Origin of the sequence: Actinomadura violacea (assembly GCF_017573465.1) — a bacterium.
Taxonomy (GTDB): domain Bacteria; phylum Actinomycetota; class Actinomycetes; order Streptosporangiales; family Streptosporangiaceae; genus Spirillospora; species Spirillospora violacea.
Genome location: NZ_JAGEPF010000052.1, coordinates 13975 through 33682, shown reverse-complemented (window position 1 = coordinate 33682; position 19708 = coordinate 13975). Strand labels below are relative to the sequence as shown.

Annotated in this window: 17 protein-coding genes; 8 read left to right on the top strand and 9 right to left on the bottom strand. The window is 73.7% G+C overall.

Annotation, left to right across the window (positions count from 1 at the left end; translation table 11 throughout):
- Nucleotides 1-33 precede the first annotated feature (33 nt).
- The gene (locus tag J4709_RS50410) at nt 34-1542 is read right to left on the bottom strand and encodes an MFS transporter (RefSeq protein ID WP_307802153.1); all 1509 of its coding nucleotides are present in this window, start codon (nt 1540-1542) and stop codon (nt 34-36) included.
- A gap of 112 nt (nt 1543-1654) precedes the next feature.
- On the opposite strand from J4709_RS50410, the gene J4709_RS50405 reads away from it, so the two are divergent.
- Nucleotides 1655-2386, top strand: a complete 732-nt coding sequence (locus J4709_RS50405) for a TetR/AcrR family transcriptional regulator (protein WP_232385306.1) — start codon at nt 1655-1657, stop codon at nt 2384-2386.
- A 61-nt stretch (nt 2387-2447) separates the two neighbouring features.
- Here the strand turns inward: J4709_RS50405 and J4709_RS50400 are convergent, their stop codons facing one another.
- From J4709_RS50400 to J4709_RS50385, 4 genes are all read right to left on the bottom strand, one after another.
- Nucleotides 2448-3779 (bottom strand): hypothetical protein, encoded by a 1332-nt coding sequence (locus tag J4709_RS50400; protein ID WP_208252656.1) that lies wholly within the window; start codon nt 3777-3779, stop codon nt 2448-2450.
- The gene (locus J4709_RS50395) at nt 3776-4390 is read right to left on the bottom strand and encodes an RNA polymerase sigma factor (RefSeq protein WP_208252655.1); all 615 of its coding nucleotides are present in this window, start codon (nt 4388-4390) and stop codon (nt 3776-3778) included. The genes J4709_RS50400 and J4709_RS50395 overlap by 4 nt, the downstream gene beginning before the upstream one ends.
- Nucleotides 4391-4523: 133 nt before the next feature.
- Complete coding sequence (locus tag J4709_RS50390; RefSeq protein WP_208252654.1) at nt 4524-5768, bottom strand: hypothetical protein; 1245 nt, start codon at nt 5766-5768, stop codon at nt 4524-4526.
- A complete protein-coding gene (locus tag J4709_RS50385) occupies nt 5765-6385 on the bottom strand; it encodes an RNA polymerase sigma factor (protein ID WP_232385305.1) in 621 nt (206 codons plus the stop codon). The genes J4709_RS50390 and J4709_RS50385 overlap by 4 nt, the downstream gene beginning before the upstream one ends.
- A 292-nt stretch (nt 6386-6677) precedes the next feature.
- On the opposite strand from J4709_RS50385, the gene dnaK reads away from it, so the two are divergent.
- The 7 genes from dnaK to J4709_RS50350 all read left to right on the top strand — a co-directional run bounded on the left by dnaK (nt 6678) and on the right by J4709_RS50350 (nt 17394).
- Nucleotides 6678-8537, top strand: coding sequence for a molecular chaperone DnaK (gene dnaK / locus J4709_RS50380; RefSeq protein WP_208252652.1), 1860 nt, complete (start codon nt 6678-6680; stop codon nt 8535-8537).
- Nucleotides 8534-9157 carry a nucleotide exchange factor GrpE gene (grpE, locus tag J4709_RS50375; protein ID WP_208252651.1) on the top strand — a complete coding sequence of 208 codons (624 nt, stop codon included), beginning with the start codon at nt 8534-8536 and terminating at the stop codon, nt 9155-9157. The genes dnaK and grpE overlap by 4 nt, the downstream gene beginning before the upstream one ends.
- Nucleotides 9158-9264: 107 nt before the next feature.
- The gene (gene dnaJ / locus J4709_RS50370) at nt 9265-10437 is read left to right on the top strand and encodes a molecular chaperone DnaJ (RefSeq protein ID WP_208252650.1); all 1173 of its coding nucleotides are present in this window, start codon (nt 9265-9267) and stop codon (nt 10435-10437) included.
- Between the two features lie 4 nt (nt 10438-10441).
- Nucleotides 10442-10888 (top strand): heat shock protein transcriptional repressor HspR, encoded by a 447-nt coding sequence (locus J4709_RS50365; RefSeq protein ID WP_208252649.1) that lies wholly within the window; start codon nt 10442-10444, stop codon nt 10886-10888.
- Between the two features lie 36 nt (nt 10889-10924).
- Nucleotides 10925-13522, top strand: coding sequence for an ATP-dependent chaperone ClpB (gene clpB, locus J4709_RS50360; RefSeq protein WP_208252648.1), 2598 nt, complete (start codon nt 10925-10927; stop codon nt 13520-13522).
- 10 nt (nt 13523-13532) lie between these two features.
- The gene (locus J4709_RS50355) at nt 13533-14795 is read left to right on the top strand and encodes an RNA-guided endonuclease TnpB family protein (protein WP_208252647.1); all 1263 of its coding nucleotides are present in this window, start codon (nt 13533-13535) and stop codon (nt 14793-14795) included.
- A 49-nt stretch (nt 14796-14844) separates the two neighbouring features.
- Complete coding sequence (locus tag J4709_RS50350) at nt 14845-17394, top strand: protein kinase domain-containing protein (protein ID WP_208252646.1); 2550 nt, start codon at nt 14845-14847, stop codon at nt 17392-17394.
- 42 nt (nt 17395-17436) lie between these two features.
- Here the strand turns inward: J4709_RS50350 and J4709_RS50345 are convergent, their stop codons facing one another.
- From J4709_RS50345 to J4709_RS50330, 4 genes are all read right to left on the bottom strand, one after another.
- Nucleotides 17437-17808 carry a hypothetical protein gene (locus J4709_RS50345; RefSeq protein ID WP_208252645.1) on the bottom strand — a complete coding sequence of 124 codons (372 nt, stop codon included), beginning with the start codon at nt 17806-17808 and terminating at the stop codon, nt 17437-17439.
- A gap of 67 nt (nt 17809-17875) precedes the next feature.
- Nucleotides 17876-18259, bottom strand: coding sequence for a roadblock/LC7 domain-containing protein (locus J4709_RS50340; RefSeq protein ID WP_208252644.1), 384 nt, complete (start codon nt 18257-18259; stop codon nt 17876-17878).
- 64 nt (nt 18260-18323) lie between these two features.
- Nucleotides 18324-19061: a hypothetical protein gene (locus tag J4709_RS50335; RefSeq protein WP_208252643.1), complete on the bottom strand. Its 738-nt coding sequence runs from the start codon at nt 19059-19061 to the stop codon at nt 18324-18326.
- A 1-nt stretch (nt 19062) separates the two neighbouring features.
- Nucleotides 19063-19443, bottom strand: coding sequence for a hypothetical protein (locus tag J4709_RS50330; protein ID WP_208252642.1), 381 nt, complete (start codon nt 19441-19443; stop codon nt 19063-19065).
- Nucleotides 19444-19708: the final 265 nt, after the last annotated feature.

The window sequence follows — 19708 nt, the reverse complement described above, 5'->3', positions numbered from 1 at the left end:
TCACTTCTACTCCGCCGGACCCCCGCGCCGCTTTCACGCGGGCTCGGCGACCTTCGCGGGCTCGGCGTCCGCGGCGTCCGGGCGGGGGACGCCGCGCAGGACGAGCGCGGCGAACACGGCGGCGGCGAGGGTGGCGCCGCAGCCGGCGAGGGACCCGGCGGACACCGCGTGGACGAACGCGTCGCGGGCCTGGTGGGCGAGGGCGGGGTCGCCGAGCGCGAGGGCCTCGCCGAGCGAGTGCTTCGCGGCGGCGGGGGCGCCCTCCGGCAGGCCGCGGGCGTAGACGGCGGAGACGACGCTGCCGAGGACGGCGACGCCGAGCGCGTTGCCGAGCTCCTGGCCCGCGTCGTTCACCGCGGACCCGACGCCGGCCTCCTCGACGGGGACGGCCGCCATCAGCAGGTTGTAGGCGGGCGGGGAGCCGAGGCCCATGCCGAACCCGATGACGACGAGCCCGGTGATGATCGGGGCGAAGCCGTCGCCGGGGCCTTCGAGGGCGAGGGCGCCGAACCCGGCGGCGATGACGAGCAGGCCGGTGACCAGGGCGGGGCGGGCGCCGAGCCGGGATTCGAGGGCGGCGCCGAGGCCGTTGCCGAGCGCGGCGGCGACGGCGCAGGGCAGCAGCGCGAGCCCGGCCTTGAGCTGGCCGTAGCCGAGGACGAGCTGGAGCGTCTGGGTGAGGGCGAACAGCGTCCCGGCGAGGACGAACCCGAGGATCGCGATGACGGCGGCGGAGCCGGAGAAGGCGCGCTTGCGCAGCAGGGCGAGGTCGAGCATCGGCTCGGGGTTGCGGTGCTGCCACGCGGCGAACGCGGCGAGGGCGGCGGCGCCGGCGGCGAGGCCGCCGACGGTGCGGGCGCCGGTCCAGCCGTGGTCGGGCGCGGAGATGATCGCCCACACCAGCGAGGCCATGCCGGCGGTGGACAGGACGGAGCCGAGGACGTCGGGGCGGCGGCGCGGGCCGCGCGACTCGGGGACCAGGACGAGCAGGCCGATGACGGCGACGGCGGTGACGGGGACGTTCACCAGGAACACCGACCCCCACCAGAAGTGCTCCAGCAGCACGCCGCCGAGCGCGGGCCCGCCGGCGACGCCGATCATGGACGCGGCGCCCCAGATCGCGAACGCCTTCGCGCGCTCGTCCGGGCCGAACACCTGGGCCATGATCGACAGGGTGCCGGGCATCAGGAAGGCGCCGCCGAGGCCCATCACCGCGCGCATCGCGATCAGCTCGCCGGGGTTCGCGGCGAACGCGCCGAGCAGCGAGCCGCCGCCGAACAGCGCGAAGCCGATCAGCATGGCGCGGCGCCGGCCGAAGCGGTCGCCGAGGCCGCCGGCGGTGAGCAGCAGGCCGGCGAAGACGAGCGAGTAGGCGTCGATCGTCCACTGGACGTCGGACATGGTGGCGTGCAGGTCCTTGAGCAGCGACGGGATCGCCACGTTGAGGATCGTGTTGTCGACGGTGACGGCCAGCAGGCTCAGGCACAGGACGCCGAGGATCTGCCATCGCCGGGGGTGCGGCGCGGGGGCGGACGCGTTCACGAGATCTCTCCTCGTACGGTGTTCGAGCTGACTCGCACACTGTACGACAGGACTCGCACACCGTTCAAGTCCCGGTACTCTGTACGAGAAGAACCGAGCCTGGGAGGGACCGATGGCGGACAAGGCGGGCGCGAAGAAACCGCCGGAGTCGGTGTGGGTGCGCCCGCAGCGCGCACGGCGCGAGCAGCCGACGCTCAGCCGCGACCAGATCGTCGACGCCGCACTGGAGCTGCTCGACGCCGAGGGCCTGAACGGGCTCAGCATGCGGCGGCTCGGCACCCGGCTGAACTCCGGCGCCACGTCCGTCTACTGGCACGTCGCGAACAAGGACGAGCTGCTGGAGCTGGCCCTCGACCGGGTGATGGCCGAGGTCGCCGTCCCGGCCCCGGACGGCGGGGACGGCGGCTGGCGGGACGCGGTCGCCGGATACGCCCGCAGCCTCCGCGCGATGATCCACCGGCACCCGTGGACGGTCCCGCTGTTCGGCGCCCAGCCGATGATCGGCCCGAACGCCACCCGCGTCCTGGAAGAGGTGATCATCGCGTTCGACGGGGCCGGCTTCACCGGCATGGACCTGGAGAACGCGATGTCGCTTGTCGCCGACTACATCATCGGCGCGGCCGGCAGCGAGGCGAGCTGGCAGGGCACCCACGGCGGTGCGACCGGCGAGGACTGGATGCGGACGCTCGGCCCCTACCTCGCCGAGATCACCGACCGCCACCCGCGCCTCGCCGCCCACGTCCGGGACGTCTGGGCGAAGGAGACCGGCGACATCCTGGAGTCCCGCTTCACCTACGGCCTGACCTGCCTCCTGGACGGCATCGAAGCCCGCGTCCCCCGTTGACTTGCGGCGTGTCGGCCTTATGGAGGCGGTTTTAAGGCCGACACGCCGCAAGTCAACGAAGTCAGAAGGGGAGCTTCGGCGGGGGCTTCGGCCTGGTGTCGGTCCAGCCGGACGAGCGGACCAGTTCGTAATCGATCACGAAGCCGGGCGCCTGCGACCGGTAGGCGCCGCCCGGCCGGGCCAGCACGCTCCGGCCGCCGAGCAGCTCACCGGTCCGCGGGTCGAACATCAGCTCCTGGTGGGAGACGAAGGAGCCCCGCTCGGCGCCAGGGGCGTCGCCGTCGCCGTTGTCGATGGTGATGTCGGGGCCGGCGAGCGCGACGCCCTTGCGGCCCAGCCCGTCCACCACCGCGCCGATCGCCCGCACCCCGGGATACGCGGCGAGGGCCCGCATCAGCCCGGCCCGCACCGCGGGCGGGAACGGCACGTCCATCATCAGTTCCTCGGCGTCCATCACCGTGCCGTCGGCGCCGTACGGGTCCTCCTTGAGGCGCTGCTCCGTCTGCGCGAGCTCCCTCTGAAGCTCCTTGATGGCAGCGGCGCGCTCGGCCCGCTTGCCGGGGTCGGCGGGGACGGGCTTCTGCCGCCGCGCCGCCAGTTCCTTCCGCAGCCCGTCCCGCCGATTCGCGTCCAGGGACGGGTGCCGCAAGAACCGCGCCGCGAGACGCTCGGGGTCGGTGGGCAGATTCCGCAGGTCCTCGACCGTCATGCCGCCGGTCGGCTTGCCGGGCACGCTGTTGTCCCCGAGCCAGCGGCCGCCGGCCCCCGTCTCCGGCTCGTCCGCCTTCCACGGGGTCGACCGCCGGGTGTAGGTGCCGTAGTGGTCGTTGGACCACACCCGGAAGCTCGACGGCGACCCGGCCCTGCGCCACAGCGCCTCGTCCCGCGGCGTCAGCGGCCGTGCGGGCAGGGAGCGCCCGTAGAACTCCCGGCCGCTGCCGTGCTTCGCGCCCGTCCACTGGAACGTTTCGGAGCTCGCGGCGCTGATCGCGTATGCCCCGGTCTTCGCGCGGACGATGTAGGACTGCCCGTCGACCGTGTCGGTGTACCAGTACCTGCCGGTCGGCATCAGCGCCGCCTTCGCCGCCGCCGCGAGCACCGCCTGCTTGTTCAGGTCGATCTTCTCCGATGGCTTCCCCGTGCCGGGCGAACCCGGCGAACCGACCGTCGCGACCACCACTGCCGCCGCGGCGCCCGCCGCGACCAGGCCGGCGCCGAGCCCGATCGGCCACCGCGACCGTAGCCGGCGGCGCGCACCGGTCGTCCGGACGCGCCGCCCGCCCGACATCTCGTCCGTGAGCAGGCCGAACGCCTTCGCGGACGCCTCGGGCGACGGGTCCGGGGGTTCGGCCAGCAGCCGTCGCACGCCGTCCAGTTCATCGGTCTCGTTCATGCCGTCGCCTCCTCCGCGAACAGTGCCGTCCTGGTGTCGCCGAGCGCGTCCCGTAAGCGGCGCCGGGCACGGTGCAGCCGGGACGCGACCGTGCCGGTCTTCAGCCCGAGCGCCCGCCCGACCTCCTCGTAGGACAGGTCGGCCAGCGCCACCAGGAGCAGGACGTCCCGCTCCCCGCGCGGCAGCCGGGCCAGCGCGTCCGCGAGGTCCGCGCCCGCGTCGCCCGCGGTGACGCGCGCCGCGACCCGGTCCTCGTGCCCGTCCTGGACGTGCTCGGCGGGCGTGCGCGCGAGCGCCCGGTACCGCCGGCCCTCGCCGCGCCGGTGCAGCCCGATCAGCCGGGTGGCGATCCCGTACAGCCAGGGCCGCGCCGACCGGTGGCCCGGGTCGAACCGGCCGCGCTTGCGGAACGCGACGAGGAACGTCTCGGCGGCGATGTCGTCGGCCGCGTCGGCGCCGAGCCGGCGGGCCGCGTAGCGGTGGATCTCGGCGAAGTGGCGGTGGAAGATCTCCGCGAACGCGTCCGGTTCTCGCCGCGAACGGGCGATCACCTCCGCGTCGGAGCCGGGCCCGGCCGGGGCCTCGCGCCCCGGCGGGCGGTCGTGTGCCATGGACGAATCCTCGCTGTGGGGGGAGGGACGGATCACCCCGTTCTCAACCGGAACCCCGGAACGCCTTCGCCCTCCGCCCGGGACGGCCGGGCGGAGGGCGAAGGCGGGGCGGGCGGTCACCCCGGTCCGGAGGTCAGAAGGGCAGCTCCGCCGGAGGCTTCGGCTTGGTGTCGGTCCAGCCGGCGGCGCGCTCGGCGGAGTAGTTGATGACGAAGCCGGGCTTCATCTCCGCGTACGGGCCGCCCGGCGCGGTCAGCTGGTCCTGCACGGACAGCAGCGCGCCGGTGCGCTCGTCGAACATGATCACGGTGCGGGAGCGGTACGTCCCCCGCTCGGCCTTCGGCGCGCCGTACTCGCCGGTGACCGTCGCCGCCCGGTCGTCGGTGGCGAGCGCGACGCCCCGGCGGCCGAGCGGATCGACGGCGTTCCCGATCGCGTGCACGCCCGGCTGGGCCGTCAGCGCCCGGATCAGGCCGGCCCGGACCCTGGACGGCGCCGGGCCGCTCAGGATCGCCGACACCCGCCAGAACTTGACGCCGGCCATCTGCTCCGGGCTCAACCGCCGCCGGTGGCCCGGCGCCCGTCCCATCGCCGGGTCCATCGCCTTCTCGCTCAGGAACATCTCCGCGAGCCGGTCCGGGTCGGTCGGCAGTTTCCGCAGGTCGTCGAGCGAGGAGAGGCCGCGCTTGGCGCCGATGAACCCGCCGCCGCCGTGCGGGTCGGCGCCGACCTCCGGGCCTTCCGACCGCCACCCGGTCGTCTTGGCCTTGTAGGTGTAGTAGTGGTCGTTGGACCACACCCGGAAGCTCGACGGCGACCCGGCCTTGCGCCACAGCGCCTTGTCGCGCGGGGTCACCGGGTGGGCCGGGAGGTCGCGGCCGTAGGAGGCCTCGCCCATGCCGCGCTTCGCGCCCGTCCATTGGAAGGTCTCGGCGCTCGCGGCGCTGATCGCGTAGGTCCCGGTCTTCGCGCGGATGATGTAGGACTGGCCGTCGACCGTGTCGGCGACCCAGTACTTGCCGGTCGGCGCCTGCTCCGCCTTCGTCGCGGCGGCGAGCACCGCCTGCCTGTTCAGGTCGACGCTCCCGGGCGGTCCCGGCCGGGCGGGCGGGCCGGGCGTCCCCGGCGAACCGGCCGTCGCGATCCCGACGGCCGCCGCGGCGCCGGCGGCGACCGCGCCGAGCACCGCCCACCGGAGGGGACGGCGCCCCCGCGCCCGTCCCACGGACGCGGACCCTGACCCGGGCGCGTCCGGCTCCGCGAGGAACGCCCGCGCGAGGTCCCGCTCCCGGCGGTCGCGGGCGGCGTCCGGGTCCGCCGGCGGGTCGAGCCGTTCCGGCCGCGCCGCGGCCAGCGCCTCCATCACGTCACGCTTCATCGGACGACCTTCCTCTCAGGGGTGACCAGGGACGGGCGGCGCGCGGCGGCCGCGGGATCGCGGGGGCCGGGATCGCGAGCGCCGGGGTCGCGGGCGCCGGGGTCCGGCTCCGAGGCGCGCGACTCCGCGGCCAGCGCGTGCTCCAGCCGCCGCCGCGCCCGGTGCAGCCGCACGTAGAACGACGCCTTCGAGCAGCCGACGACCTTCGCCGCCTCGCCCGGCGCCAGCCCGTGCCAGGCGACCAGCGCGAGCACCTCGCGGTCGTCGTCGGGCAGGGCGGCCAGCGCGCGCAGCATCGCCGCGCGCTCGGCCACCGCCTCCCCGACGTCGCCCGCGGCCGGCTGCCCGGCCGCCCACGTCCGCAGCTCGCGGGCCAGCGCGTCCCGCCGGTCCCGCGCCCGGTACGACTCGCGCAGCAGGTTGCGGGCGATGCCGAGCAGCCACGGCAGCGGCTCGGCCGGCAGGTCGCGAACGCGCCGCCACGCGACGCAGAACGTCTCGCTCGTGATCTCTTCGGCGGCCTGCACGCCGACCCGGCTCACGGCATAAGCGTGGACGCGCGGATGGTGCGCGTCGTACAGCGCCGTGAACCGGGCGATGTCTTCGGGGTCCGACAAGGTCCGAGCCCTTCGTCCGGGGGGTTCCGTCACCCGGGTAGTGATCCGGGCCCGCCGGTTCTTACCGAACCATCCGCACGGGTCCGGGAACCGGAATAGGTGGCTCATACGTCCTGTTGTAGAGGACGTCAGCAAAGTTGAGTCTGGTCGACTCAAGTCATTTGACAACGAGACCGAGGCCGGGCAATCTTGCGGACAGACAAGACATCGACCGGCCGCACCCCGGGGGCGACCGGGGAGCGATAACACCCGAAACGGCGAGAGCAACCGGAAACGACGGAGGACGAGAGACATGGCACGTGCGGTCGGCATCGACCTCGGGACGACCAACTCGGTCGTCGCGATCCTGGAGGGCGGCGAGCCCACCGTCATCGCCAACGCGGAGGGGTCGCGGACCACGCCGTCCGTCGTCGCCTTCGCCAAGAACGGCGAGGTCCTCGTCGGCGAGGTCGCCAAGCGCCAGGCGGTGACCAACGTCGACCGGACCATCCGGTCGGTCAAGCGCGAGATGGGCACCGACTGGAAGACCGAGATCGACGGCAAGGACTTCACCCCCCAGCAGATCAGCGCGTTCGTGCTGCAGAAGCTGAAGAGGGACGCCGAGTCCTACCTCGGCGAGACCGTCACCGACGCGGTCATCACGGTCCCCGCGTACTTCTCCGACCACCAGCGCCAGGCCACCAAGGAGGCCGGCCAGATCGCGGGCCTGAACGTCCTGCGCATCATCAACGAGCCGACCTCGGCCGCGCTGGCCTACCACCTGGAGAAGGAGAACGAGGCCACCATCCTGGTGTTCGACCTCGGCGGCGGCACGTTCGACGTGTCCCTGCTGGAGGTCGGCGACGGGGTCGTCGAGGTCAAGGCCACCAGCGGTGACAACCACCTCGGCGGCGACGACTGGGACAACAAGGTCGTCGACTGGCTGGTGGAGAAGTTCAAGAACGCCAACGGCGTCGACCTGGCCAAGGACAAGATGGCCCTGCAGCGGCTCCGCGAGGCCGCGGAGAAGGCGAAGATCGAGCTGTCCGGCTCGTCCGAGACGCAGATCAACCTGCCCTACATCACCGCCTCCGCCGAGGGCCCGCTGCACCTGGACGAGAAGCTCACCCGCGCCGAGTTCCAGCGGATGACCTCCGACCTGCTCGACCGGACCAAGGCGCCGTTCAACTCGGTGCTCAAGGACGCCGGCATCACGGTCGGCCAGATCGACCAGGTCGTCATGGTCGGCGGCTCGACCCGGATGCCCGCGGTGTCCGAGCTGGTCAAGGAGCTGACCGGCGGCAAGGAGCCGAACAAGGGCGTCAACCCCGACGAGGTCGTCGCGATCGGCGCCAGCCTGCAGGCCGGCGTGCTGAAGGGCGAGGTCAAGGACGTCCTGCTGCTGGACGTGACCCCGCTGAGCCTCGGCATCGAGACCAAGGGCGGCATCTTCACCAAGATCATCGAGCGGAACACCACGATCCCGACCAAGCGGTCGGAGACGTTCACCACCGCCGACGACAACCAGCCGTCCGTGGAGATCCAGGTCTACCAGGGCGAGCGCGAGATCGCCGCGTACAACAAGAAGCTCGGCACCTTCCAGCTGACCGGCCTGCCGCCGGCGCCGCGCGGCGTCCCGCAGATCGAGGTCACCTTCGACATCGACGCCAACGGCATCGTCAACGTCAGCGCGAAGGACCAGGGCACCGGCCGCGAGCAGTCGATGGTCATCACCGGCGGCAGCGCGCTGCCGAAGGACGACATCGAGAAGATGATGCGCGACGCCGAGCAGTACGCCGAGGAGGACCGCCGGCGCAAGGAGGAGGCCGAGGTCCGCAACCAGGCCGACACCCTCGCGTACTCGACCGAGAAGTTCCTGCGGGAGAACGACGAGAAGGTCCCCGCGGAGCTGAAGACCGAGGTGGGCGACGCGGTCGCCGAGGTGAAGAAGGCCCTGGAGGGCACCGACGTCGAGGCGATCAAGGGCAGCGCCGAGAAGCTCGCGCAGGTCTCCCAGAAGATGGGCGCGGCGATGTACGCGCAGAACCCCGAGGGCGCCCAGCCGGGCGCCGAGGACGCCGGCCCGACGGCCGACGCCCAGGACGCGCAGGACGACGAGGTCGTCGACGCCGAGATCGTGGACGACGACAAGCCGAAGGGTGATGCCTCGTGACCTCACCCGACAAGGGCGAGGAGCGGGAGGGCCCGGTGATCCGCGACAGGCGGCGCATCGACCCGAAGACGGGCAAGCTCCGGGAGCCGGCCGAGACGCCGGCCCCGGAGACCCCGGACGAGGGCGGCGCCGGGGCCTCCGACGAGGAGCTCTCCTCGCTGAAGACGCAGCTGAGCGAGCGGCTGGCCGACCTCCAGCGGCTCAAGGCCGAGTACGACAACTACCGCAAGCGGGTCGAGCGGGACCGGGTCGCGGTCCGCGAGCAGGCCCTCGGGCAGGTGCTGTCCGAGCTGCTCCCGGTGCTGGACGACATCGGCCGCGCCCGGGACCACGACGAGCTCACCGGCGGGTTCAAGTCCGTCGCGGAGAGCCTGGAGGCGGTCACCGGCAAGCTCGGCCTGGAGAGGTTCGGCGAGAAGTCCGAGCCGTTCGACCCGACCGTGCACGAGGCGCTCATGCACTCCTACTCGGCGGAGGTGACCGAGACGAGCGTCGCGGACGTCCTCCAGCCCGGTTACCGGATCGGCGAGCGGGTCCTGCGGCCCGCGCGCGTCGCGGTGGCCGAGCCCGACCCGGGCGCCGAGGCCGCCGCCGACGAGAGCGGCGACGACGGCGAGTGATCCACCCGCCGGGCCCGTCCGTCCGGGACGGGCGGGCCCGGCGGCGCACGTGAAGACACCGCACGTGAAGACAGAAGGCAAGTGGCGATAGCAGAGAGCGGGGCGCCGTGAGCACCAAGGACTACCTGGAGAAGGACTACTACAAAGTCCTCGGTGTCTCGAAGTCGGCCTCGCAGGAGGAGATCAAGAAGTCCTACCGGAAGCTGGCGCGCAAGTACCACCCGGACGCCAACAAGGGCGACGCGGACGCCGAGGACCGCTTCAAGGAGGTCTCCGAGGCCTACGACGTCCTGTCGGACGACAAGCGCCGCAAGGAGTACGACGCGGTGCGGTCCATGCCGGGCGGTTTCCGCGGCCAGCAGGGCGGCGGGGGCTTCCCCTTCGACCTCGGGGACATCTTCGGGCAGACCGGGGGCGCGCAGACGGGCGGCGCGGGCGAGCGCATCGGCGACCTGTTCGGCGGCCTGTTCAACCGCGGCGGCGGCACCCGCACGACGGGCACGGGGGCCCGGCGGGCGCGGCGCGGCGCGGACGTCGAGACGGACGTGACGCTGTCGTTCGGCCGCGCGATGAACGGCGTGACCGTCCCGATCAAGCTGACCAGCGAGGCGGCGTGCCCGTCGTGCCGGGGCACCGGCGCGAAGGCCGGCACGGTGCCGCGGGTGTGCCCGAACTGCGAGGGCACCGGGCACGAGACCCGCAACCTCGGCAACTTCGGCTTCCAGGAGCCCTGCAAGGAGTGCCACGGCCGCGGGCTGGTCGTGGACGACCCGTGCCCGACCTGCCACGGCAGCGGCCGCAAGCAGTCCGACCGCACCATCCAGGCCCGCATCCCGGCGGGCGTCGCGGACGGGCAGCGGATCCGGCTGAAGGGCAAGGGCGCGCCGGGCGAGAACGGCGGCCCGCAGGGCGACCTGTACGTGAACATCAAGGTGCTGCCGCACAAGGTGTTCGGCCGCACCGGCGACAACCTGACGATGACGGTGCCGGTGACGTTCCCGGAGGCGGCGCTCGGCGCGGAGATCCGGGTGCCGACGTTCCAGGGGCAGCCGGTGACGCTGCGGCTGCCGGAGGGCACCCCGAACGGGCGCACGTTCCGGGTGCGGGGCCGCGGCGCGCCCCGGCGCGACGGCACCAAGGGCGACCTGCTCGTCACCGTGGACGTGCAGGTGCCGGACAAGCTCGACGACCAGGCCCGTGCGGCGCTGGAGCGGCTGCGCGAGGCGGGCGCGGGCGACGACCTGCGCGGCGAGCTGCTCCAGCAGGCGAGAACGGAGTGAGGTCATGGATCCGTTCGGCGACGACACCCCGGTCTATGTGATCTCGGTGGCGGCGCAGCTGTCCGGGCTGCACCCGCAGACGCTGCGCACCTATGACCGGATGGGGCTGGTGTCCCCGGGCCGCACGGCCGGCCGGGGACGCCGGTACTCGATGCGCGACATCGTGATGCTGCGCGAGATCCAGCGGCTCTCCCAGGAGGAGGGCGTCAACCTCTCCGGTATCAAGCACATCCTGGAGCTGCAGCGCGACAACGTGCGGCTCCGCGAGGAGCTCGCCAAGGCGCACGCCGCCCTGGAGGAGCTCGCGAACGAACTCGAATCGACCCGGTCGGTCGCGGCGCGCCTGGCGCAGCAGCGGCGGCACGGGGGCCCGGGCGGCGGTCCCGGCTCCGACCTGGTGCCGATCAGGCAGACCAGTGTCGTGGTGTGGCACGAGCGCGGCCGGGAGTAGAAGCTGGGGTCGCGGCCTCAGGGAAAGTACGGGGACATGGACGTCAAGCTGACGCAGAAGAGCCAGGAGGCGGTGTCGGTCGCGATCCGCCGGGCGGCGGCCGAGGGGCACCCGGAGGTCGAGCCGCAGCACCTGCTGGTGGCGCTGATCGGGCTGCCGGAGGGCACCGCGGTGCCGCTGCTGGAGGCGGTCGGCGCGGACTGGCAGGCGATCCGGCGGCGGGCCGAGGAGCAGCTCGCGGCGATGCCGAAGGCGCAGGGCTCGACGGTCGCGACGCCGCGGATGTCGGGGCAGCTGAGCAAGGTGATCAACACGGCGGGCGCGCGGGCGCAGCGGCTGGAGGACGAGTACGTCTCGACCGAGCACCTGCTGGTCGGGCTCGCGGCGGACGGCGGCCCGGCGGCGGGGCTGCTGAAGGAGTTCGGGGCGACGCCGCCGGCGCTGCTGGACGCGTTCGAGAAGGTCCGCGGGCACGCGCGGGTGACCAGCGAGAACCCGGAGGGCACCTACCAGTCGCTGGAGAAGTACGGCGTCGACCTGACGGCGGCGGCGCGCGACGGCCGGCTGGACCCGGTGATCGGGCGGGACGCGGAGATCCGCCGGGTGGTGCAGGTGCTGTCGCGGCGGACGAAGAACAACCCGGTGCTGATCGGCGAGCCGGGCGTCGGCAAGACCGCGGTCGTGGAGGGCCTTGCGCAGCGGATCGTCGCGGGGGACGTGCCCGAGTCGCTGCGCGGGAAGAAGCTGGTGTCGCTGGACCTCGGCGCGATGGTCGCGGGCGCGAAGTTCCGCGGCGAGTTCGAGGAGCGGCTGAAGGCCGTCCTGAACGAGATCAAGCAGTCGGAGGGGCGGGTCGTCACGTTCATCGACGAGCTGCACACCGTCGTCGGGGCGGGCGCGGCCGAGGGCGCGATGGACGCCGGCAACATGCTGAAGCCGATGCTGGCGCGCGGCGAGCTGCGGATGATCGGCGCGACGACGCTGGACGAGTACCGGGAGCGGATCGAGAAGGACCCGGCGCTGGAGCGCCGCTTCCAGCAGGTGCTGGTGGGCGAGCCGTCGGTGGAGGACTCGATCGCGATCCTGCGCGGGCTGAAGGGCCGCTACGAGGCGCACCACAAGGTGCAGATCAACGACTCGGCGCTGGTCGCGGCGGCGACGCTGTCGGACCGCTACATCACGTCCCGGTTCCTGCCGGACAAGGCGATCGACCTGGTGGACGAGGCCGCGTCCCGGCTGCGCATGGAGATCGACTCGCGGCCCGTCGAGATCGACGAGCTGCTGCGCGCGGTGGACCGGCTCAAGATGGAGCAGATGAACCTGGAGAAGGAGACCGACGAGGCGTCCCGGCAGCGCCTCGAACGCCTCCGCGCCGACCTGGCCGACAAGCAGGAGCACCTGAACGGCCTGAACGCCCGCTGGGAGCGGGAGAAGGCGGAGCTGAACCGGGTCGGCGAGATCAAGGAGCGGATCGACCAGCTGCGCGGCGAGGCGGAGCGGGCCGAGCGCGACGGCGACCTGGAGACGTCCTCGCGGCTGACCTACGGGGAGATCCCGGAGCTGGAGAAGCAGCTGGAGGCCGAGGCGAAGGCGGCGGACAGCCGCGACACGATGGTCAAGGAGGAGGTCGGCCCGGACGACGTCGCGGACGTGGTCGCCTCCTGGACGGGCATCCCGGCGGGCCGGCTGCTGGAGGGCGAGACGGGCAAGCTGCTGCGGATGGAGGAGGAGCTGGGGCACCGGCTCATCGGCCAGACCACCGCGGTGAAGACGGTGTCGGACGCGGTGCGCCGTGCGCGCGCGGGGATCTCCGACCCGGACCGTCCGACGGGCTCGTTCCTGTTCCTCGGCCCGACCGGCGTCGGCAAGACGGAGCTGGCGAAGGCGCTCGCGGAGTTCCTGTTCGACGACGAGCGGTCGATGACCCGCATCGACATGAGCGAGTACTCCGAGAAGCACTCCGTCGCGCGGCTCGTCGGCGCGCCTCCCGGGTACGTCGGCTACGAGGAGGGCGGGCAGCTCACCGAGGCCGTCCGGCGCCGCCCGTACTCGGTGGTGCTGCTGGACGAGGTGGAGAAGGCGCACCCGGAGGTGTTCGACATCCTGCTGCAGGTGCTGGACGACGGGCGCCTCACCGACGGGCAGGGCCGCACGGTCGACTTCCGCAACGCGATCCTGATCCTGACGTCCAACATCGGGTCGCAGTTCCTGGTGGACCCGGCGCTGGAGAACGGGGCGAAGCGCGAGGCGGTGTGGAACGCGGTCCGCGACTCGTTCAAGCCGGAGTTCCTGAACCGGCTGGACGATGTGATCCTGTTCGACGCGCTGTCCACCGAGGAGCTGACCCGGATCGTGGACCTGCAGGTCGACCGGCTCGCCGACCGCCTCGCCGACCGGCAGCTGACGCTGCGGGTGACGGAGGCGGCGCGCGAGTGGCTGGCGCTGACCGGCTACGACCCGCTGTACGGGGCGCGTCCGCTGCGCCGGCTGGTGCAGACCTCGATCGGCGACCAGCTGGCCCGCGGGCTGCTGGCGGGCGAGGTCCGCGACGGCGACGAGGTGGTCGTCGACCTGGACGAGGCCGCCGACAAGCTGACGGTGCGGCCGGAGCGGAAGCTCACGCTCACGAAGTAGGGATCTCGTGGTGCGGGTTGTGATGGTGACGCAGGCGTATCGGTTCGCGTTGGACCCCACCCCCGCGCAAGAGCGGCTGTTGCGGTCGCACGCGGGAGCGGCACGGTTCGCCTGGAACTGGGCTCTGGCGGCTTGCCGGGACCGCTACGACGTCGAGGGCAAGTGGTGGTCGGGTGCGGAGTTGCACCGGCTGTGGAACCGGGTGAAGAAGGCCGACCCGGGGCTGGGGTGGTGGGGTGAGAACTCCAAGTGCGTGTACCAGGAGGCGTTCCGGGATCTGGAGCGGGCGCTGCGGGAGTTCGTCCGGTCCCGCAATGGCGGTCGGAAGGGGCGACGTCTGGGGTTTCCGCGGTTCAAGAGGCGGGGCCGGTGCCGTGACTCGTTCCGGTTCGGTTCGGGGGTGATGCGGTGCGCGGGGCGGACGGTGACGCTGCCGCGCATGGGGGTGATCGCCACCCACGAGTCCACCCGCAAACTCGCCCGCCGGATCGACCATGGGACGGCGAGGATCCTGTCGGCAACCGTGACGCGGACCGCGCACCGCTGGCACGTGTCCTTCACCGTCCAGGTCGACCGGCGCGTTCCCCAGCGGCATGCCCGGCCGGGCAGCGCCGTGGGCGTCGACCTGGGCGTGACCACGCTGCTGACCGCCGTCGACGACCACGGCACCGTGACCGAGATCCCCGGACCCAAGGCGCTGCGGGCGGGACTGCGGAAACTGGCGCGGCTCGGCAAAGCCCACTCCCGCACCCAGCCGGGGTCGGCCAACCGCGCCAAGGCCGCCCGGCGGCTCCCCCGCCACCACGCCCGCGTCGCCGCCCTGCGCACCGACGCGCTGCACAAGGCCACCACGCACCTGGCCGCCCGCTATGAGACCGTCGTGGTCGAAGACCTCAACGTCACCGGCATGCTCGCCAACCGCCGGCTCGCCCGCGCCGTCGCCGACCGCTGGTTCCCCTCCTCCAAGACCTGTTCGGGATGCGGTGGGCGAAAGCCAAGCCTGCCCCTCTCCGAGCGGACCTACCGGTGCGAGGCGTGCGGCCTGGTGCTGGGCCGCGACGTCAACGCCGCGATCAACCTGCGCGACCTCGCCGCCAGTGGGGCGGAGAGACAAAACGCCTGTGGAGGCGATGTAAGACCCGGCCCCGCCGGGCAACCGCCCGCGAAGCAGGAACCCGGCACCACGCCCCGCGTGGATCAGACCGGGACCGCCGCCGCGCAAGCGACGGCTACCTGGACAGCGGATACTCACATTCGCTCACATCTCAGGTAACGGCACAATGGCGGCGGAAGTCGCCATCCCCCGAGCGGAGCCGTCGCGCGTGGAACACAGGATTTCGGAGCAGGTCCAGGAGGCGGTGAAGGCCGCGCTGCGAAGGGCGGCGGACGCCGGCCATCCCGAGATCGAACCGCCGCATCTGCTGCTGGCGCTGCTGGACGACGAGGACCTGCGCGCGCTGCTGGCGTCCGCGGGCATCGACGCGGCGGCGCTGCGGTACGGGGCGGACGCCCTGCTGGCGCGGCTCCCGGTGGCGTCCGGCGCGTCCGTTTCGCCGCCGCGCCTGTCGGCCGTGCTGACCAGGGCGGTCGGGGCGGCGTCGAAGGACGCCGGCGGAGACGCGGTCTCGGCGGCGCATCTGCTGGTCGCGCTCGCCGCGGCGGGCGATCCGGTGGGGCGGCTACTGCGCGCCGAGGACGTGACCCGGCATCGGCTGCTGGTCGCCGGAACGCATCAGGCGGCCGTCCGGTCGCCGTACGCGCGAGACCTCACGGTCGCGGCCTTCGAGGGCCGGATCGATCCCCCGCTCGGCCTCGCCGCGGAGTCCCGCCGGCTGATCGAGATCCTGTCCCGGCGGGAGGGCGGCAACGCGCTGCTGGTCGGCGAGCGCGGCGTCGGCAAGAGCGCGCTCGTCGCGGGCCTCGCGCTGCGGCTCGCCGGGCTGGACGTGCCGGCGGCGCTGCGCGGCGCCCGCCTCGTCGCGCTGGACCTGACGCCGATGCCGGACGGTGAGCTCGACCGGATCGTGTCGGCGGCGGAGCGGCGCGGTGGCGTGCTGTTCGTGCTGGAGGACCTGGACGCCGCGGCGCGTCCCGGTTCGGCGGTGCCAGCGGTGCTCGGCCGGCTCACCGTCCCGGGCGCGCCGAGGGTGATCGCGACGACGACGCCCGCCGGGGAGCGGGACCGGCTCGCGGACCTGCCGGCACTGCGCGGGAACTTCCAGCGGCTGCCCGTGCCGGAGGCGTCCGCCGCGGACACCACCATGATCCTTCGCCATCTGCGGACCCGGTTCGAGGAGCACCACCGCATCGCGATCAGGGACGCGGCGCTGGTGGCGGCGGCGCGGCTCGCGAACCGGCTGGAGGGGCGCTTCCTGCCCGGCGGCGCCGTCGAGCTGCTGGACGAGGCCGCGACGCGGCTGCAGGTCGGGGCGAGCGACGCGCCCGCGGAGCTGCGGGAGCTGGAGCGGCGGGTCACCCGGCTGGAGATCGAGCGGTTCGCGCTGCTCAAGGAGGACGACGAGGCGTCCCGCGCGCGGCTCGCCGAGGTGGAGCGGGACCTGGCCGGCCTGCGCCGCGACGAGGGCGCGCTGCGACACCGGTGGTCGCGCGCGCGAAACGACCGGGACCGGGCCGCTGAGCTGCGGCGCCGCGTCGAGGACGTCCGGGAGGAGGCGGAGCGGGCGCAGCGCGACGGCGACCTGGAGACGGCGGCGCGGCTGCTCTACGGGGAGCTTCCCGACCTGGAGCAGCGGCTCGCGGAGGCCGTCGAGCGGACCGAGGCGGCCGGGATGCCGGACCGCGTCGCGCTGCGCGAGGGCGACGTGGCGGCCGTGGTCGCCGACGCGCTGGACGTCCCCGTCGAGGAGGTCACCGGCGCGGAGCCCGGTCCGCTCGGCGCGGCGGCGCGGCTGCTGCGGCCGCGACCCGTGCCCGCGTTCCAGGACGTCCGGCACGACAAGGCGCCGCCCGAGCCGGAGGCGGAGGAGGCGGGGGTGCACACCGGGATGCCGCTCGGGCCGGCGGACCCGCGGACGCTGGGCGGGTACCGGCTGCTGCGGCGGCTCGGGCAGGGCGGGCAGGGCGTGGTGTACCTCGCCGAGGACCCCGGAGGGCGGCGCGTCGCGGTCAAGGTGCTGCACGCCGTCGCGCTGGAGCATTCGAAAGCGCGCGAGCGCTTCCTGCGGGAGATCGACGCGGCTCGGCGCGTGGCGTCGTTCTGCACGGCGCAGGTGCTGGACGCCGATTTCGCGGGCGAGCTGCCGTACGTGGTGAGCGAGTACGTGACCGGCCCGTCGCTGCGGCGGGCCGTCGCCGAGGACGGGACGCGCTCGGGCGGCGCCCTGGACCGGCTGGCGATCGGCACCATCACCGCGCTCGCCGCGATCGCGGAGGCGGGCATCGTGCACCGCGACTTCAAGCCGGACAACGTGCTGCTCGGCCCGGACGGCCCCCGCGTCATCGACTTCGGGATCGCCCGGATCACCGACGCCGGCTCGTCCGTCACGGGGCAGGCGATCGGCACGCCCGCCTACATGGCGCCCGAGCAGTTCGAGGGCGGGCGCATCGGGCCGGCCGCCGACGTGTACGCGTGGGCCTGCACGATGGTGCACGCGGCGACGGGCCGGCCGCCGCACGGGGCGGACTCGATCCCGCAGATCATGTACCGCAAGCTGCGCGGGGAGGCCGATCTCGGCGACTTCCCGGCGCGGGCGTCCGGGACGCTGCGCGCCCTGGTCGGCGAGGGGCTGCGGACCGCGCCCGGGGAGCGGCCGGCGGCGCGGGACGTGCTGCTGCGGCTGATCGGCCAGGACGCGCCGGCGCCGACCCGGCTGCTCGCCGAGGGCGCCGCCCGCGCCACCGGCACCCCCTGAGCGGGTGCGGACGGCCCGGGGCGTCCCCGGGCCGTCCGGTGCTCAGATCTCGAGGTTCTCCTCGATGTCGCGGAGCCGGTGGCGGGCGAGGGCGAGGTTCGCGCGGCCGCGGTCGAGGGCCATGTAGAGGAACAGGCCCTTGCCCTTGCGCCCGGTCACGGGCCGGATGATGTGGTACTGGGCGGACAGGCTGATGAGGATGTCCTCGATGTCCTCCTTGATGCCGAGCTGCTCGATGGTGCGGAGCTTGGCGCGGACGACCTCGGTGTTCCCGGCGGCTGCGACGGTCAGGTCGAGGGCCTTGGAGCTGCCGAGGTGGCCGAGGGCCATGCCACTGCCGTAGTCGACGACGGCCGCGCCGAGGGCGCCGTCGATCGTCATCATGTCCTTGAGCGACAGGTCCAGGTTGGACATGGGTCTCCCTTTCGGTTCGTCGGTGCGGTGCGGGTTCGTTCGGGGCGCGGTCGGTGAGCGGGCGCGGTCAGGGGCGGGCGAGGTGCTCGGCGATGCCGCGCGCGGCGGGGCGCGCCTCCAGGTGGAGGCGGCCCACGTTGACGCCGGCCTCGGCGAGGACGGTGAGGGACGCGGTGGGCCCGGCGGCGTAGGTGACGACGTAGCCGTCGACGCCGCGGATGACGACCTCGAAGAACGCGCCGCCGTGCGCGGTCTGCGCGATGCGGTGCGCGAGGGACAGCCCGGAGGCGGTCACCGCCGCCATGCCGGACGGTTCGACGGACGGCGGGAGGTCCGCGGCGATGAGCAGCCCGTCCGCGGACGCGACGAGGCTCCCGGTGAGGCGCGGCACGCGCGCGCGCAGCGTCCGCAGTTCCGCCAGCACGTCGGGTGGGGCGGTCGGCACGGTCATGGTCCCGGCTGGTACGGCCACCTTCGTCAGCCTTTCGATCAGTTTCCCGAAGCGGTCGCGCACGTCACCCGAGCTCCACCAGGGCGGCCCGGAGCCGTGCGAGCAGGTCATGGTCGGCGGGCGCCCACTCGGCGGGCGGCCCGTCCTCCGGCAGCCCGTCCTCCGGCGGCGCGGCGGTCTCCGGCGGCGGAGCGGTCTGCGGCGGCGGGGACGGGTCGCGGCCGGCGGCCGTCCGGACGAGCGCCGCCGCGGCGAGGCCGCGCACCGCGAGCAGGCCGGCGAACGCCGTCCGCCCGAGGTCGCGGGCCAGTTCGGCGGGGGTGCGCCGGCCGTCGGCGTTGAGCAGGATCTCCGCCTGGAGCCCGGTGAGGATGACGCGCTGGCGCCGGACGCGCCGGACCGGCACGACGGGCGCGGTGTCGGTGCCGTCGTCCGGCCACGCGGCGTCGAGCAGGGTGCGGCGCCGGCGCCGCTCGTGCACGAGCGTCGCCGCGGTGATCCGCCGGGCGGGCCGCCGCGCCGCGGGCCCGCCGGCGAACACCGGCTCGGCCCCCGAGCCGAGCAGGAAGTAGGCGGCGTCGAAGAGCGCGAGCAGCGCCGGCAGTTCGGGGTCGGGGCCGCCGAGGGCCCCGGTCAGGTCGCCGGGGCCGGGCGCGTGCCGGCTCTCGGCGTGGGTGACGGCTCCGCGGTCGAGGTGGAAGGCGCCGTCGCCGCCGACGCGGAGCACGCCGGTGGCGCGGTCGCGTTCCAGCGTGCCGAGCGTGCGGGCGACGCGGTCGCCGGCGGAGGCTTCGCCGGCCATGTCAGCGGCCGGCCATCTCGTCGACGAGCCCTTGCAGCCGCAGCCGGGCGAGCGCGAGGTTGCCCTTGTCGCGGTCGACCAGCAGGTGGACGAACAGGTGCCCGTCGAGGTCGGCGCCGGTGAGGGCGAGCAGGTGGTATCCGGCGGTCCCGCAGACGATGATCTCCTCGACGTCGTCGCCGGCGGCGGTGGCGCTCAGCGCCGGGGAGGCGAGCACGGCGCGCACGACATCGGTGGCGCCGGCGGCGTCCTCGTGCCGGTCGACCAGGTCCTCGCGGCCGGCGCTCGCGACGGCGAGGCCGCTCGCGCAGTCGATCAGCGTCACCCGCTGCGCCCCGGGGATGGTCATCATCCGTGCCAGGCAGTCGTCGATACCGGCCACTCATTCCCCCACCGAATGAGAGTTGCAGGAAAACCACCGTAACCCGATCTTTGTCTCTCGCAACGCGAAAGCGTAAACCCGCCGCACAGTGCACAGAACAGGGTAAAAATACCGCCAAGTATGCGAACCGGTCATCGCCGCCCGGGATGCGAAAGATGCCCGGAGCGCTGGAATCGGTCGGAACTTTCCCACCCGTTGTGGAATGACCGCAATCACGGCCGGGCGCCGGGCCGCCACCCGCCTGCGCCCGTGAAGTCAACTCCGG

What these genes read in the sequence shown, in the direction of transcription:
- J4709_RS50345 (WP_208252645.1), bottom strand. Translation starts at nt 17,808, where the DNA reads ATGTCCAACCTGGACCTGTCGCTCAAGGACATGATGACGATCGACGGC.
- J4709_RS50400 (WP_208252656.1), bottom strand. Translation starts at nt 3,779, where the DNA reads ATGAACGAGACCGATGAACTGGACGGCGTGCGACGGCTGCTGGCCGAA.
- J4709_RS50340 (WP_208252644.1), bottom strand. Translation starts at nt 18,259, where the DNA reads ATGACCGTGCCGACCGCCCCACCCGACGTGCTGGCGGAACTGCGGACG.
- J4709_RS50390 (WP_208252654.1), bottom strand. Translation starts at nt 5,768, where the DNA reads ATGAAGCGTGACGTGATGGAGGCGCTGGCCGCGGCGCGGCCGGAACGG.
- J4709_RS50365 (WP_208252649.1), top strand. Translation starts at nt 10,442, where the DNA reads ATGGATCCGTTCGGCGACGACACCCCGGTCTATGTGATCTCGGTGGCG.
- dnaK (WP_208252652.1), top strand. Translation starts at nt 6,678, where the DNA reads ATGGCACGTGCGGTCGGCATCGACCTCGGGACGACCAACTCGGTCGTC.
- J4709_RS50395 (WP_208252655.1), bottom strand. Translation starts at nt 4,390, where the DNA reads ATGGCACACGACCGCCCGCCGGGGCGCGAGGCCCCGGCCGGGCCCGGC.
- J4709_RS50405 (WP_232385306.1), top strand. Translation starts at nt 1,655, where the DNA reads ATGGCGGACAAGGCGGGCGCGAAGAAACCGCCGGAGTCGGTGTGGGTG.
- clpB (WP_208252648.1), top strand. Translation starts at nt 10,925, where the DNA reads ATGGACGTCAAGCTGACGCAGAAGAGCCAGGAGGCGGTGTCGGTCGCG.
- J4709_RS50335 (WP_208252643.1), bottom strand. Translation starts at nt 19,061, where the DNA reads ATGGCCGGCGAAGCCTCCGCCGGCGACCGCGTCGCCCGCACGCTCGGC.